11 protein-coding genes are annotated in these 13,311 nt (G+C 63.7%); 7 read left to right on the top strand and 4 right to left on the bottom strand.

Going from position 1 to position 13,311, the window contains the following annotated elements; translation table 11 throughout:
- Window positions 1-12: 12 nt before the first annotated feature.
- Genes zwf through FQ664_RS05565 form a run of 3 tightly spaced genes read left to right on the top strand, consistent with a single transcriptional unit; the run spans window position 13 to window position 2,880 of the window.
- Window positions 13-1,482 carry a glucose-6-phosphate dehydrogenase gene (gene zwf / locus FQ664_RS05555; RefSeq protein ID WP_144170742.1) on the top strand — a complete coding sequence of 490 codons (1,470 nt, stop codon included), beginning with the start codon at window positions 13-15 and terminating at the stop codon, window positions 1,480-1,482.
- Window positions 1,469-2,182, top strand: coding sequence for a 6-phosphogluconolactonase (pgl, locus tag FQ664_RS05560; protein ID WP_144170743.1), 714 nt, complete (start codon window positions 1,469-1,471; stop codon window positions 2,180-2,182). The genes zwf and pgl overlap by 14 nt, the downstream gene beginning before the upstream one ends.
- Window positions 2,183-2,199: 17 nt before the next feature.
- A complete protein-coding gene (locus FQ664_RS05565; protein WP_144170744.1) occupies window positions 2,200-2,880 on the top strand; it encodes a bifunctional 4-hydroxy-2-oxoglutarate aldolase/2-dehydro-3-deoxy-phosphogluconate aldolase in 681 nt (226 codons plus the stop codon).
- Window positions 2,881-3,119: 239 nt separating this feature from the next.
- Here the strand turns inward: FQ664_RS05565 and leuA are convergent, their stop codons facing one another.
- From leuA to FQ664_RS05590, 4 genes are all read right to left on the bottom strand, one after another.
- A complete protein-coding gene (leuA, locus tag FQ664_RS05575) occupies window positions 3,120-4,793 on the bottom strand; it encodes a 2-isopropylmalate synthase (protein WP_144170745.1) in 1,674 nt (557 codons plus the stop codon).
- Between the two features lie 424 nt (window positions 4,794-5,217).
- On the bottom strand, window positions 5,218-6,045 hold the full coding sequence (locus FQ664_RS05580) for a M23 family metallopeptidase (protein ID WP_144170746.1): 828 nt from the start codon (window positions 6,043-6,045) through the stop codon (window positions 5,218-5,220).
- A 3-nt stretch (window positions 6,046-6,048) separates the two neighbouring features.
- Window positions 6,049-7,428, bottom strand: coding sequence for an exodeoxyribonuclease VII large subunit (gene xseA, locus FQ664_RS05585; RefSeq protein ID WP_144170747.1), 1,380 nt, complete (start codon window positions 7,426-7,428; stop codon window positions 6,049-6,051).
- 136 nt (window positions 7,429-7,564) lie between these two features.
- Window positions 7,565-8,443: a LysR family transcriptional regulator gene (locus tag FQ664_RS05590; RefSeq protein ID WP_144170748.1), complete on the bottom strand. Its 879-nt coding sequence runs from the start codon at window positions 8,441-8,443 to the stop codon at window positions 7,565-7,567.
- A 97-nt stretch (window positions 8,444-8,540) separates the two neighbouring features.
- On the opposite strand from FQ664_RS05590, the gene FQ664_RS05595 reads away from it, so the two are divergent.
- From FQ664_RS05595 to guaA, 4 genes are all read left to right on the top strand, one after another.
- Window positions 8,541-9,296: a sulfite exporter TauE/SafE family protein gene (locus tag FQ664_RS05595; RefSeq protein WP_144170749.1), complete on the top strand. Its 756-nt coding sequence runs from the start codon at window positions 8,541-8,543 to the stop codon at window positions 9,294-9,296.
- Window positions 9,297-9,347: 51 nt separating this feature from the next.
- Window positions 9,348-9,905: a sugar ABC transporter ATPase gene (locus FQ664_RS05600; RefSeq protein ID WP_144170750.1), complete on the top strand. Its 558-nt coding sequence runs from the start codon at window positions 9,348-9,350 to the stop codon at window positions 9,903-9,905.
- Between the two features lie 86 nt (window positions 9,906-9,991).
- Window positions 9,992-11,461, top strand: a complete 1,470-nt coding sequence (gene guaB / locus FQ664_RS05605; RefSeq protein ID WP_144170751.1) for an IMP dehydrogenase — start codon at window positions 9,992-9,994, stop codon at window positions 11,459-11,461.
- Between the two features lie 78 nt (window positions 11,462-11,539).
- Complete coding sequence (gene guaA, locus FQ664_RS05610; protein ID WP_144170752.1) at window positions 11,540-13,117, top strand: glutamine-hydrolyzing GMP synthase; 1,578 nt, start codon at window positions 11,540-11,542, stop codon at window positions 13,115-13,117.
- The last annotated feature ends 194 nt before the right edge of the window (window positions 13,118-13,311 follow it).

The raw sequence follows: 13,311 nt of genomic DNA on the forward strand, positions 1-13,311 counted from the left end.
AGAACCAACATCATGGCTGCTATCAGTGTCGAACCTTGCACCTTTGCCCTGTTTGGCGCCCTTGGCGACCTGGCATTGCGCAAGCTGTTTCCTGCGCTCTACCAACTCGACCGGGCCAACCTGTTGCACCCGGATACCCGCCTGTTGGCGCTGGCCCGTGAGGCCGGTAGCGCGCAGGAGCACCTGGACAGCATCGAAGCGCACCTGCGCCGGCATGTGCCCGAGGCCGATATCGAGCCTGCTGCGCTGGGCCGTTTCCTCGCCCGGCTGAGCTACCAGCACCTGGACTTTCTCCAGCCCGAGGGCTATCAGGCCCTGGCCGAGCAGTTGCCGGGCGAGTTGCCGCTGATCGCCTACTTCGCCACCGCAGCGGCGGTGTACGGGGCCATCTGCGAAAACCTCGACAAGGCCGGGCTGGCCGCGCGCACCCGGGTGGTGCTGGAGAAGCCCATTGGCCACGACCTGGAGTCGTCGCGCCGGGTCAACGATGCCGTAGCGCGGTTCTTCCCCGAGAACCGGGTCTACCGCATCGACCACTACCTGGGCAAGGAAACGGTGCAGAACCTGATCGCCCTGCGCTTCGCCAACAGCCTGTTCGAAACCCAGTGGAACCAGAATTCCATCTCCCATGTGGAGATCACCGTCGCCGAAAAGGTCGGCATCGAAGGCCGCTGGGGCTACTTCGACAAGGCCGGCCAGCTGCGCGACATGATCCAGAACCACCTGCTGCAGCTGCTGTGCCTGATCGCCATGGACCCGCCCAGCGAACTGTCCGCCGATGCCATCCGTGACGAGAAGGTCAAGGTACTCAAGGCCCTGGCACCGATCACCGGCGAAGGGTTGAGCACCCGTGTGGTGCGCGGCCAGTACATCGCCGGCTACAGCGAAGGCAAGCCGGTGCCCGGTTATCTGGAAGAAGACAACGCCAACGCCCAGAGCGACACCGAAACCTTTGTCGCCCTGCGTGCCGATATCCGCAACTGGCGCTGGTCGGGCGTGCCGTTCTACCTGCGTACCGGCAAGCGCATGCCGCAGAAGCTGTCGCAGATCGTCATCCACTTCAAGGAAACGCCGCACTACATCTTCGCCCCGGAACAGCGTTTGCAGATCGGTAACAAGCTGATCATCCGCTTGCAACCGGATGAAGGCATTTCTTTACGGGTGATGACCAAGGAGCAGGGCCTGGACAAAGGCATGCAGCTGCGCAGCGGCCCGTTGCAGCTCAATTTCTCCGACACCTGGCGCAGTGCAAGGATTCCGGATGCCTACGAGCGGCTGTTGCTCGAAGTGATGCGTGGTAACCAGAACCTGTTCGTGCGCAAGGACGAAATCGAGTATGCCTGGAAGTGGTGCGACCAGTTGATCGCCGGCTGGCGTAACGCCGGTGATGCGCCCAAGCCATACGCGGCAGGCTCCTGGGGGCCGATGAGCTCGATTGCACTGATCACGCGCGATGGGAGGGCGTGGTATGGGGATATCTGAACTGAAACTGCCAGCGGTTGTGAAGGTGCATGAGCTGGCGGATGCCAAGGCTCTGGCCGCAACCCAGGCCCATGACGTGGCTGAGCGCCTGCGCGCCGCCATTGCCGCCAAGGGCCAGGCCTGCGTGGTGCTATCCGGTGGCCGTAGCCCGGTGCCGTTCCTGGAGAAACTGGCCGGCGAGCATCTGGACTGGGCCAAGGTCACCGTCAGCCTGGCCGATGAGCGCTGGGTGCCAGTGGAGCACGCCGACAGCAACGCCGGCCTGCTGGCTCGCCACCTGTTCAAGGGCGCGGCGGCCAAGGCCCGTTTCATTGGCCTGTACCAGCAGGCGGAGAACCTCGATGCCGCTGCGGGCAAGGCCGATCAGGCCCTGGCCGAGCTGCCACCGATCGACGTATTGGTGCTGGGCATGGGCGACGATGGCCATACCGCTTCGCTGTTCCCCGCCAGCCCCAACCTGGAAGCAGGCCTCGACTTGGCCGACCCGCGTCGCTGTCTGCCCTTGCTGGCACCGAATGTGCCGCGCCAGCGCCTGTCGATGACCCGCTCGCTGCTGGCCAGCTCCGCCTTTACCGCGCTGTCCGTGCAAGGGCAGGGCAAACTTGCCACCCTGCGCACCGCGCTGGCGGGCACCGACCTTACTGAAATGCCGATTCGCGCTTTTCTTCACGCCCCCCTGGACATCTACTGGTGCCCATGAGCCAAGGATCCACAGTCATGACCACCCTCGAACGCCCACAGCCCAAGCTCTCGATGGCCGACAAAGCCGCACGGATCGACGCCATTTGCAAAAAGGCGCGCATCCTGCCGGTGATCACCATCGCCCGTGAGGAAGACATCCTGCCGCTGGCTGATGCCCTGGCCGCCGGCGGTATCCGTACCCTGGAAGTGACCTTGCGCTCGCAGTATGGCCTGAAGGCCATCCAGGTGCTGCGCGAACAGCGCCCGGAGCTATGTGTCGGTGCCGGCACCGTCCTCGACCGCAGCATGTTCGCTGCCGTTGAGGCTGCGGGCGCGCAGTTTGTCGTTACCCCGGGCATTACCCAGGACATTCTCGAAGCCGGTGTAGACAGCGAGATCCCACTGCTGCCAGGCATCAGCACGCCGTCCGAAATCATGATGGGCTACGCTCTGGGCTATCGCCGCTTCAAGCTGTTCCCGGCAGAAATCAGCGGTGGCGTGGCGGCGATCAAGGCCTTTGGCGGGCCGTTCGGCGATATTCGTTTCTGCCCTACGGGCGGCGTGAACCCGGCCAACGTACGCAATTACATGGCCTTGCCCAATGTGATGTGCGTGGGTGGCACCTGGATGCTCGACAGCAGCTGGATCAAGAACGGCGATTGGGCGCGGATCGAAGCCTGCAGTTTGGAGGCAATGGCGCTGCTGGACGCCAACTGAATTTGTTGTGTGCTTTACGGCTTATGGGGCGCTTGGTCGGCGCCCCTTTTTTTTGCCTGGAATTCTTCTGTTGCCTGTACCGGCCCTATCGCCGGCAAGCCAGCTCCCACAGGTATTGCACAGCACCTGAGAGCGGCGCGATCCCTGTGGGAGCGGGTTCACCCGCGAAGAGGCCGATACAGGCCAACAAAAAAGCCCGCATCACAGGATGCGGGCTTTCTCGTTCATCGTGGTACGGCTCAGGCCGCCTTGGCTTCCTGCTGGCTCAGCGAGCGGTTCAGCGCGCTGAACAGGGCCTTGAAGCTGGCCGTGGTGAAGTTTTCATCGATGCCCACACCATGTACCGGGCGGCCACTGGCCACGCGCAGTTCGATATAGGCCGCAGCCTTGGCATTGGTACCGGCGCCAATGGCGTGCTCGTTGTAGTCCATGATCTCCACGGCAATCGGCAGGCCGGCCACCAGCGCTTCCAGCGCGCCGTTGCCCTTGCCGCGCCAGTGCAGGGTGGTTTCGCCTTCACCGGCGACCTCCACTTCCACGGCGCTGTGGCCGTTCTCTTCCTGCAGGCGGTGGCTGACCAGCGCATAGGGGGCGTTGGCCTGGAGGTACTCCTTGTGCAGCAGGTTGTAGATCTGCTGGGCGGTCATTTCCAGGCCCAGGCGGTCGGTTTCACCCTGTACTACCTGGCTGAATTCGATCTGCATGCGGCGCGGCAGGCTGATGCCGTATTCCTGCTCGAGCAGGTAGGTGATGCCGCCTTTGCCCGACTGGCTGTTGACGCGGATCACCGCCTCGTAGCTGCGGCCGATGTCGGCCGGGTCGATCGGCAGGTATGGCACTTCCCACAGTTCGCCTTCCTGCTGCTTGGCGAAGCCTTTGCGGATGGCGTCCTGGTGCGAGCCGGAGAATGCGGTGTGGACCAGGTCGCCCACATACGGATGACGTGGGTGCACTGGCAACTGGTTGCACTCTTCGACCACCTTGCGCACGCCGTCGATGTCGGAGAAGTCCAGCAGCGGGTCGATGCCCTGGGTGTAGAGGTTCAGCGCCAGGGTCACCAGGTCGACGTTACCGGTACGCTCGCCGTTGCCGAACAGGCAGCCTTCGGCGCGGTCGGCACCGGCCATCAGGCCCAGCTCGGTGGCGGCGATGCCGGTGCCACGGTCGTTGTGGCAGTGCAGGCTGATGATTACGCTGTCGCGGCGGCTGACGTTGCGGCAGAACCACTCGATCTGGTCGGCGTAGATGTTCGGCGTGGACACTTCCACGGTAGCCGGCAGGTTGAGGATGATCTTGTGCTCAGGGGTCGGGTTCCACACCTCGATGACCGCGTCGCAGACTTCCTTGGCGAACTCCATCTCGGTGGCGCTGAAGGTTTCCGGCGAGTACTGGAAGGTCCACTGGGTTTCCGGCTGCTGGGCGGCGTATTTGACGAACAGCTTGGCCGCATTCACCGCGATGTCCTTCACGCCTTGCTTGTCCTGGTTGAAGACGATGCGGCGGAACGACGGGCTGGTGGCGTTGTACAGGTGGACGATGGCCTTCTTCGCCCCGCGCAGTGACTCGAAGGTGCGGGCGATGAGGTCTTCACGGGCCTGGGTGAGCACCTGAATGGTGGTGTCGTCCGGGATGTGGCCGTCTTCGATCAGCATGCGCACGAAGTCGAAATCGGTCTGCGAGGCGGACGGGAACGAGGCTTCGATTTCCTTCACGCCAACCTGCACCAGGGTCTTCCAGAAGCGCAGTTTCTTCTCCGAATCCATCGGCTCGATCAGCGACTGGTTGCCATCACGCAGGTCGGAGCTGCACCAGATTGGCGCGGCGGTGATGGTCTTCGACGGCCAGGTACGGTCAGGCAGGTCGATGGTCGGGAAAGCGCGGTATTTCTTCGAAGGGTCTTTGAGCATGGTCATGGAAGCAATCCTTTTGTGTGCGGCCGAGATCGGGCCTGCCGAGCGATAACAAGATGAAGAGGCGAGGCGACGCGATTCAGCCTGGTAGTCGGGCGCTGACCAGGCAGAGGCTGCGATGTTGTCGGAGCAGGATGAGGGTGCTGAAGGTTTTCATGCCTTCAACCCTAACCAGTGGGGTGGGGGATGGCAAGTGTTCGAAAAAAATTGAGAGGAATGCTTAAAAAAAGCTGTTAAGCGAGATTTTATGGCTGGTTTATTCTGGGTGCTTCTTTATTTTTGCGCGGTATTTTTCGATGGCGCAACACAGTTGAACTGATGTCGACTGTGCTGGCCCTTTCGCGGGTGAACCCGCTTCCACAGGTGTAGCGCTATCCCTGTGGGAGCGGGTTTACCCGCGAAGAGGCCGGCACAGGCAGCACCGTTCTCAGGGCTGGAACGCGCCAATGAATATCGCCGGGTCCACCCGCGCATCATTCAGGCTGACGTTCCAGTGCATATGCGGCCCGGTAGCCCGCCCGGTCGAGCCCACGCGCCCGACCACCTCGCCCCGGCGCAGCTGCTGGCCGACCTGCACATCGATCTTCGACATGTGGCAGAACATGCTGATAAAACCCTGCCCGTGGTCGACGAACACCGTGCGGCCATTGAAGAAGTAATCCCCCACCAGGATCACCCTGCCATTGGCCGGGGTCTTGATCGGCGTGCCGGCCGGTACCGCGAAGTCCAGCCCGGCATGCGGGTTGCGTTCTTCGCCATTGAAGAAGCGCCGCACGCCGAACTTGCTCGACAGCGGGCCGTTGACCGGCTTGTCGAAGATCAGGTTGCTCGGCAGGGTCGGGCTGAAGCTGCGGTAAGCCGCGATCTGCTCGGCCAGTTCGCGGTCGATGCGTTTGAGGTCGGCCGGGTTCGGGTTGACCTGGCGGGTGTTCTTCAAAGTGATGCGCTGCTCGGGGTATTTCTTGCTACCGACGGTGAAGGGCAGGGTACGGCCGCCCTGGTTCAGCACTGCAGTGCCGGGCTTCTGGGTCAGCGGAATGCCGACGATGGCCAGCCAGTTGTCCTGCTCCTTCACCACCAGCACCGGCTTGCCGTCAAAGCGGGCGGTTGGCGCGCTGGTGGCGGGGCCGAGGTCGACTACCGCCACGCCGCCGGGTACCGGCTTGTTCAGCGTGCGGGTGATGTAGCTGGCCTGGGCGCCGCCGGCCAGCAGCAGGAGGGAAAGGGCAAGCAGGGGCGCGAGCAGGCGGGGCATGTGTCAGTCCAGAAGTGAGAGGGTGACCGGGGTCAGGTGGTTGTCTTCGACCCGCACCAACAGCTCGCCTTCGTTCAGGCGGGCGGTCAGGCGCTGGCCATTGCGGGTCTGTTCGGCGCTGCGGATGGCCTGGCCCTGTTCGTCCAGCAGGATGCTGTAGCCGCGGGCCAGGGTGGCCAGCGGGCTGACCACCTGCAGTGTCTGCAACTGGGCCTGGAAGCGCTGGCGGCGGTCCTTGAGCACTTCGCGCATTGCCCGTGGCAGGCGTTCGGCGAGGCTGTCCAGGCGTTGGCCCAGCAGTTTCAGGGTACGCCCCGGGTGCTGCGCGGCGAGGCGGGTGTCCAGGCGTGCCAGGCGCTCGCGGCGCTGGTTGAGGTTGAGCATGAACGCGCGGCGCAGGCGCATGTCCAGGTCGTCCAGGCGCTGGGCCTGCTGGCGCAAGCGCTCGCCCGGGTGGCGCAGGCGCCGGGTCAGCGACTCGAGGCGCAGGCGGTCGTGGCTCAGGCGGTTCTGCATGCGCAGCAGCAGGCGCCGTTGCAGGCCATCCAGGCGTTGCTGCAGGCCACTGTTGTCGGGTGCCAAAAGCTCGGCGGCGGCAGACGGTGTGGGGGCGCGCACGTCGGCGACGAAGTCGCTGATCGAGACATCGGTCTCATGGCCCACGGCGCTGACAATCGGTGTTACACAGGCGGCCACGGCACGCGCCACGGCTTCTTCGTTGAAGCACCACAGGTCTTCCAGCGAGCCGCCGCCCCGGGCCAGGATCAGTGCATCGAAACCGAGGCTGTCGGCCAGGCGGATGGCGCGCACGATCTGTGCAATGGCTTCGCGGCCCTGTACTGCGGTGGGGATCAGGTTCAGCTCCACCTGCGGGGCGCGCCGGCCGAACACGCTGATGATGTCGCGGATCACCGCGCCGGTGGGCGAGGTGATGATGCCGATGCGCTGCGGGTGGGCTGGCAGCGGCTGCTTGCGTTCGGCACTGAACAGCCCCTCGGCACCGAGCTTTTCCTTCAGCGCCTCGAAGGCCAGGCGCAAGGCGCCATCACCGGCCGGCTCGACGGTGTCGAGAATCAGTTGGTAGTCGCCACGCCCCTCGAACAGCGAAACCTTGCCGCGCACCCGCACCGCCAGGCCGTCGCGCAGGGCCTGGCGCACCCGCGTGGCGCTCTGCCGGAACAGCGCGCAACGCACCTGTGCGCCGCTGTCCTTGAGGGTGAAGTACATGTGGCCGGAGGCCGGGCGGGCGAGGTTGGAAATCTCGCCTTCCACCCACACGCTGCGGAACACGTCTTCCAGCAGCACGCGGGCGCGGCCGTTGAGTTGGCTGACGGTAAGGACCTCGCGGTCCAGGCCGAGTCGTTCGAAGGGGTCTCTGATCATGGCGGGCATCATAAAGGACATCGGCCCCGGTTGTCTGTCCCGGCCCTATCGCCGGCAAGCCGGCTCCCACAAGTATCGCGCTGGCTTGGGCCTCATGCTGTCCCTGTGTGAGCCGGCTTGCCGGCGATGGGGCCCTTCAGGCCTGCATCGCCGTCACGAACTGGCGCACCATCTGACCTGCATCGCGCCTGCAAGCCATCGCCACAGTACTCTCACACCCTCCCTCCAGCGCCACGAAGCTGACTGAGGCTGGTGCAATCTCGCGCATGCACGCCGGCAGCAGCGCTACCCCAAACCCTGCCTGAATCAGCTGCAACTGGGTGGTCTTGCGCGACAGCACCTGCGCCGCGCGCGGGAAAAAGCCAGCATCCATGCACAGTGAGGCCGACAAGTAGCTCAGCCCGCCACGGTCCCGGTGCGGGATGGAAATGAAGCGTTCTGCCCGCAACTGTTCAAGCTTCACCTGTGGCGCGTCAGCCAACGGATGCCCAGCGGCAACCGCAAGCAGCAATGGCTCACTGAACAGCGTATGCAGGACCACGCCTTCATGCTGGCGCAACACAGGCAAACGCAGCAGACCGATATCCAGCCGTCCGCCAGCAATATCCTCCAGTTGCGCCTCCGACGACTGCTGGGCAATTTCCAGCGAAACCCCTGGGTTGTCGCGTAAGTAACCGCTCAGGCGAGCCAGCAGCGGGCCGGTCAGCGGCACCGTACTGGAGTGGTTCAGGCGCAGGCTGCCCTGCAGCCCTTCACCAATGTCGCGGGTCACACGCTCAGCTTGCGCCAGGTCGGCCAGCAAGCGCCGCGCCCGTTCCAGAAAGGCCTGGCCAGCCAGTGTCAGGCGCGGCAGGCGTGCGGTGCGCTCGAACAGTGGAGTACCCAGTTGCTGCTCCAGCTCCTTGATCTGCCGGCTCAGTGCCGACTGGGCGACAAACAGCCGCTCGGCGGCAGCGCTGAAGCTGCCGCATTCAGCGATTTCCACGAAATAACGCAACTGGCGGATCGACGTCATGTCATGCCTTTTCAAGATGGCTATGGCGATAAAGGCATATTAGTCGGCATGGCTCATCGCTGGCTAATCTTTGCCTGTCCTCCCAGGAATTGTTGCCATGCTCGCCCCATTGTCGTTTTCCGGCCTTGACTGGCTGCCCATCCTGCTCGGTGTCGGCGCTGCCTACATCGTCTTCGGCATCGCCGGTTTCGGCACCGCGCTGGTGGCCGGCCCGGTGCTTGTCCACTTCATGCCTCTGTCGCGGATCATTCCGCTGTTGGTGCTGCTGGACTTCGTCGCCGCCTTCGGCAACCTGCTGCCCTCACGCCGCGATGTGGTGCGGGGCGAGCTGCTGCGGCTGCTGCCGTTCATGGCCGTTGGCTGCACGCTGGGCGTGGTCTTCCTGCTACAGCTGAAGTCCGACCTGTTGCTGCTGCTGATGGGCTTGTTCGTCACGGCCTATGCCCTGTACGGGCTGACGGTGAAGGTGCGACCGGCCAGTTTGTCCGGTTTCTGGGCAATGCCGATGGGCACGGCAGGCGGGCTGTTCGGGGCCTTGTTCGGCAGCGGTGGCTTCCTTTATGCCCTGTACCTAAGTGCGCGGCTGGAGGTAAAGGAACAGGTGCGCGCCACCCAGAGCGCGCTGATCAGCTGCAGTACGGTAGTGCGCCTGACACTGTTCCTGATCGCTGGCGTGTATGCCGACCAAAGCCTGCTGCTGCTCGCCGCCTGTCTGGTACCGGTCATGCTTGTCGGTCTCTGGGTAGGGCGCAGGCTGACCCACCGGTTGTCCCGCGAAGCCTTCGTGCGCCTGGTCACCTGGCTGGTGCTGGCCAGCGGCCTGGCGCTTATCGGTCGCTACCTGAGCGCCTGAGCAGGCGGTAGAATTGCGTCATTACCGCAGTTTTTCAGGCTTGCCCCGTTCATGAACACCCAGAGCATCATTGTCCCCAAGCTGTCCACCGTCCCCTCGCATGAAGCCCGGTCGCGGGCCATCCTGCGCTGGCTGGTGCGCGAGAAGATCGTCGAAGAGCAGCTGACCACCTGTGGCCGCACCGGCAACCGCATGGCCCATGCCTTGGCCGCCGGCGCACGCAAAGTGGCCCTGCACCCGGAGAAACTACCCTTCGGCGAGCAGGTCAACGGCCTGGAGGTGATGCTCAAGCGCTGCATCTATACCCCTACCGAAGGTTTCCTCGAAGAGGCCGGTTGCCCCGAGTGCCGGCGCGAGGTCGGTGAGCCGCTGTTCGAAAGCCTGGAGGAGTGGATGCCGGCGGTGAGCGACAACTTCACCTGCCCGCTGTGCGGCTTCGAAGATGACATCAATGGCTTCATTTATCTGCAGCCATGTGCCTTTTCCAACCTGGGGTTCATCTTCAACAACTGGGGCGAGGCCGGGTTCACCCAGGCCTTTCTCGACAGCTTCGCCGACTGGCTCGACCAGCCGGTGGCCGTGATACAGGTAAAACTGCCACAAGGCTGACCGAAGGCCCTTATTTTGCATTGAGCGGCGCGCCGTGCATGAGTATAATGGCGCGCTTCCATTTTTCCCGCCCGGGAGCCCCCGCGATGCTGCGTATCAGCCAAGAAGCCCTGACCTTCGACGATATCCTCCTTGTACCTGGTTATTCCGAGGTACTGCCTAATGAAGTCAGTCTCAAGACCCGTTTGACCCGTGGCATCGAGCTGAACATTCCGCTGGTTTCCGCCGCCATGGATACCGTGACCGAAGCGCGCCTGGCCATTGCAATGGCCCAGGAAGGCGGCATCGGCATCATCCACAAGAACATGACCATCGAGCAGCAGGCCAGCGAAGTGCGCAAGGTCAAGAAGTTCGAGGCAGGCGTGGTCAAGGACCCGATCACCATCGACGCCGACGCCACCGTGCGCGACCTGTTCGACCTGACCCGCCTGAACAACATCTCCGGCGTTCCGGTGCTGGCGAACGGCGACCTGGTCGGCATCGTCACCTCCCGTGACGTGCGCTTCGAAAGCCGCCTGGACGCCAAGGTCCGCGACGTGATGACCCCCAAAGAGCGTCTGGTCACCGTCCGCGAAGGCGCCAACAAGAACGAAGTCCGCGAGCTGCTGCACAAGCACCGCCTGGAAAAAGTCCTGATCGTTGACGACAAGTTCAACCTCAAGGGCATGATGACCGTCAAGGACATCGAAAAGGCCAAAGCCTACCCGCTGGCCAGCAAGGACGACCAGGGTCGCCTGCGCGTCGGCGCCGCGGTCGGCACCGGCAAGGACACCGGCGAGCGCGTTGCCGCCCTGGTGGCTGCTGGCGTTGACGTGGTGGTGGTCGACACCGCCCACGGTCACTCCAAAGGCGTGATCGACCGCGTTCGCTGGGTCAAGCAAACCTACCCGCAAGTACAGGTGATCGGCGGCAACATCGCCACCGGCGCCGCCGCCAAGGCTCTGGCCGAAGCTGGCGCTGACGCGGTCAAGGTCGGTATCGGCCCAGGCTCGATCTGCACCACCCGTATCGTTGCCGGTGTCGGCGTGCCGCAAATCAGCGCCATCGCCAACGTTGCCGCTGCACTGGAAGGCACTGGTGTGCCGCTGATCGCTGACGGCGGCATCCGCTTCTCGGGTGACCTGTCCAAGGCCATCGTCGCCGGTGCTTCCTGCGTGATGATGGGTTCGATGTTCGCCGGTACCGAAGAGGCTCCGGGTGAAGTCGAACTGTTCCAGGGCCGTTCCTACAAGGCTTACCGCGGCATGGGCTCGCTGGGTGCCATGGCACAGGCGCAAGGCTCGTCCGACCGCTACTTCCAGGACTCCTCGGCCGGCGCCGAGAAGCTGGTACCGGAAGGCATCGAAGGCCGTGTTCCCTACAAGGGCGCCCTGGCCGCGATCATCCACCAGCTGATGGGCGGCCTGCGTTCGTCCATGGGCTACACCGGCAGCGCAACCATCGAAGAGATGCGCACCAAGCCGGAATTCGTGCGCATCACCGGTGCCGGCATGGCCGAGTCCCACGTGCATGACGTGCAGATCACCAAAGAAGCCCCTAACTACCGCGTAGGCTGAGGCTTCCAGCTACAACAGAAAGCGGGGCTGTCACGACAGCCCCGCGTCGTTTCCGATTTCCACTGACGAGATTGAGTCATGGCCCTCGACATTCACGCTCACCGCATCCTGATCCTCGATTTCGGTTCCCAGTACACCCAGCTGATCGCCCGCCGCGTGCGTGAAATCGGTGTGTATTGCGAGCTGCATCCGTTCGACATGGACGATGAAGCGATCCGCGAATTCAACCCGCGCGGCATCATCCTCGCCGGCGGCCCCGAGTCGGTCCACGAAGCCAACAGCCCGCGCGCGCCGCAGGCGGTATTCGACCTGAACGTACCGGTGCTGGGCATCTGCTACGGCATGCAGACCATGGCCGAGCAGATGGGCGGCAAGGTCGAAGGTTCCGACCTGCGTGAATTCGGTTATGCCCGCGTAGACGTGGTCGGCAAGAGCCGCCTGCTCGACGGCATCGAAGACCACATCGACGCCGACGGCGTATTGGGCCTGGACGTGTGGATGAGCCACGGCGACAAGGTCACCCAGATGCCGGGCGACTTCCATGTGCTGGCCAGTACCCCGAGCTGCCCGATCGCTGGCATGTTCGACGACGCGCGCGGCTATTACGGCGTGCAGTTCCACCCGGAAGTGACCCACACCAAGCAGGGCGGTCGCATCCTGTCCCGCTTCGTGCAGGACATCTGCGGCTGTGAAGCCCTGTGGACCCCGTCCAACATCGTCGAAGACGCCATCGCCCAAGTGCGCGAGCAAGTCGGTTCGGCCAACGTCCTGCTGGGCCTGTCCGGCGGCGTCGACAGCTCCGTTGTTGCGGCACTGCTGCACCGCGCCATCGGCGACCAGCTGACCTGCGTATTCGTCGACAACGGCCTGCTGCGCCTGCACGAAGGCGACCAGGTGATGGCCATGTTCAAGGAGAACATGGGCGTCAAGGTGATCCGTGCCGACGCTGAAAAGCAGTTCCTCGACAACCTGGCCGGCGAAGCCGACCCGGAGAAGAAGCGCAAGATCATCGGTCGCACCTTCATCGACGTATTCGATGCCGAAGCCAGCAAGCTGGAAAACATCCAGTTCCTCGCCCAGGGCACCATCTACCCTGACGTGATCGAGTCGGCAGGCGCCAAGAGCGGCAAGGCCCACGTGATCAAGTCGCACCACAACGTCGGTGGCCTGCCGGAGGAAATGAACCTCAAGCTGGTCGAGCCGCTGCGTGAACTGTTCAAGGATGAAGTGCGCAAGATCGGCCTGGAGCTGGGCCTGCCGTACGACATGGTCTACCGCCACCCGTTCCCGGGCCCGGGCCTGGGCGTGCGCATCCTCGGTGAAGTGAAGAAGGAATACGCCGACATCCTGCGTCGCGCCGACCACATCTTCATCGAAGAACTGCGCAAGGCCGACTGGTACCACAAGACCAGCCAGGCATTCGTGGTATTCCAGCCGGTCAAGTCGGTGGGCGTCGTTGGCGACGGCCGTCGCTACGCCTGGGTCGTGGCCCTGCGTGCTGTCGAGACCGTGGACTTCATGACCGCGCGCTGGGCGCACCTGCCGTACGAGCTGCTGGAAACCGTCAGCGGCCGTATCATCAACGAAATCGACGGTATCTCGCGCGTTACCTACGACGTGTCGAGCAAGCCGCCAGCCACTATCGAGTGGGAATAAGTTGAGCCACAAGGGCGCCGCAAGGCGCCCTTGTTGTATCGGCCCTCTGTATCGGCCTCTTCGCGGGCGCGCCCGCTCCCACAAGTAAAGCGCAGCTTACAAATGCTGTGGTGTCCTTGTGGGAGATTCTATGGTTTTCAGCAAGCCAGTTTCCCGCCTTTGGTGACATATTCGTCCTGATTTTTCATCAGGGC

It is taken from the genome of Pseudomonas persica, from assembly GCF_900291015.1.
In the GTDB taxonomy this organism is placed as follows: domain Bacteria; phylum Pseudomonadota; class Gammaproteobacteria; order Pseudomonadales; family Pseudomonadaceae; genus Aquipseudomonas.

Excerpts from the sequence above, each read along its gene's own strand:
- leuA (WP_144170745.1), bottom strand. The coding sequence starts at position 4,793 with ATGACCATGCTCAAAGACCCTTCGAAGAAATACCGCGCTTTCCCGACC.
- pgl (WP_144170743.1), top strand. The coding sequence starts at position 1,469 with ATGGGGATATCTGAACTGAAACTGCCAGCGGTTGTGAAGGTGCATGAG.
- zwf (WP_144170742.1), top strand. The coding sequence starts at position 13 with ATGGCTGCTATCAGTGTCGAACCTTGCACCTTTGCCCTGTTTGGCGCC.
- FQ664_RS05565 (WP_144170744.1), top strand. The coding sequence starts at position 2,200 with ATGACCACCCTCGAACGCCCACAGCCCAAGCTCTCGATGGCCGACAAA.
- FQ664_RS05595 (WP_144170749.1), top strand. The coding sequence starts at position 8,541 with ATGCTCGCCCCATTGTCGTTTTCCGGCCTTGACTGGCTGCCCATCCTG.
- guaB (WP_144170751.1), top strand. The coding sequence starts at position 9,992 with ATGCTGCGTATCAGCCAAGAAGCCCTGACCTTCGACGATATCCTCCTT.
- FQ664_RS05590 (WP_144170748.1), bottom strand. The coding sequence starts at position 8,443 with ATGACGTCGATCCGCCAGTTGCGTTATTTCGTGGAAATCGCTGAATGC.
- xseA (WP_144170747.1), bottom strand. The coding sequence starts at position 7,428 with ATGATCAGAGACCCCTTCGAACGACTCGGCCTGGACCGCGAGGTCCTT.
- FQ664_RS05580 (WP_144170746.1), bottom strand. The coding sequence starts at position 6,045 with ATGCCCCGCCTGCTCGCGCCCCTGCTTGCCCTTTCCCTCCTGCTGCTG.
- guaA (WP_144170752.1), top strand. The coding sequence starts at position 11,540 with ATGGCCCTCGACATTCACGCTCACCGCATCCTGATCCTCGATTTCGGT.
- FQ664_RS05600 (WP_144170750.1), top strand. The coding sequence starts at position 9,348 with ATGAACACCCAGAGCATCATTGTCCCCAAGCTGTCCACCGTCCCCTCG.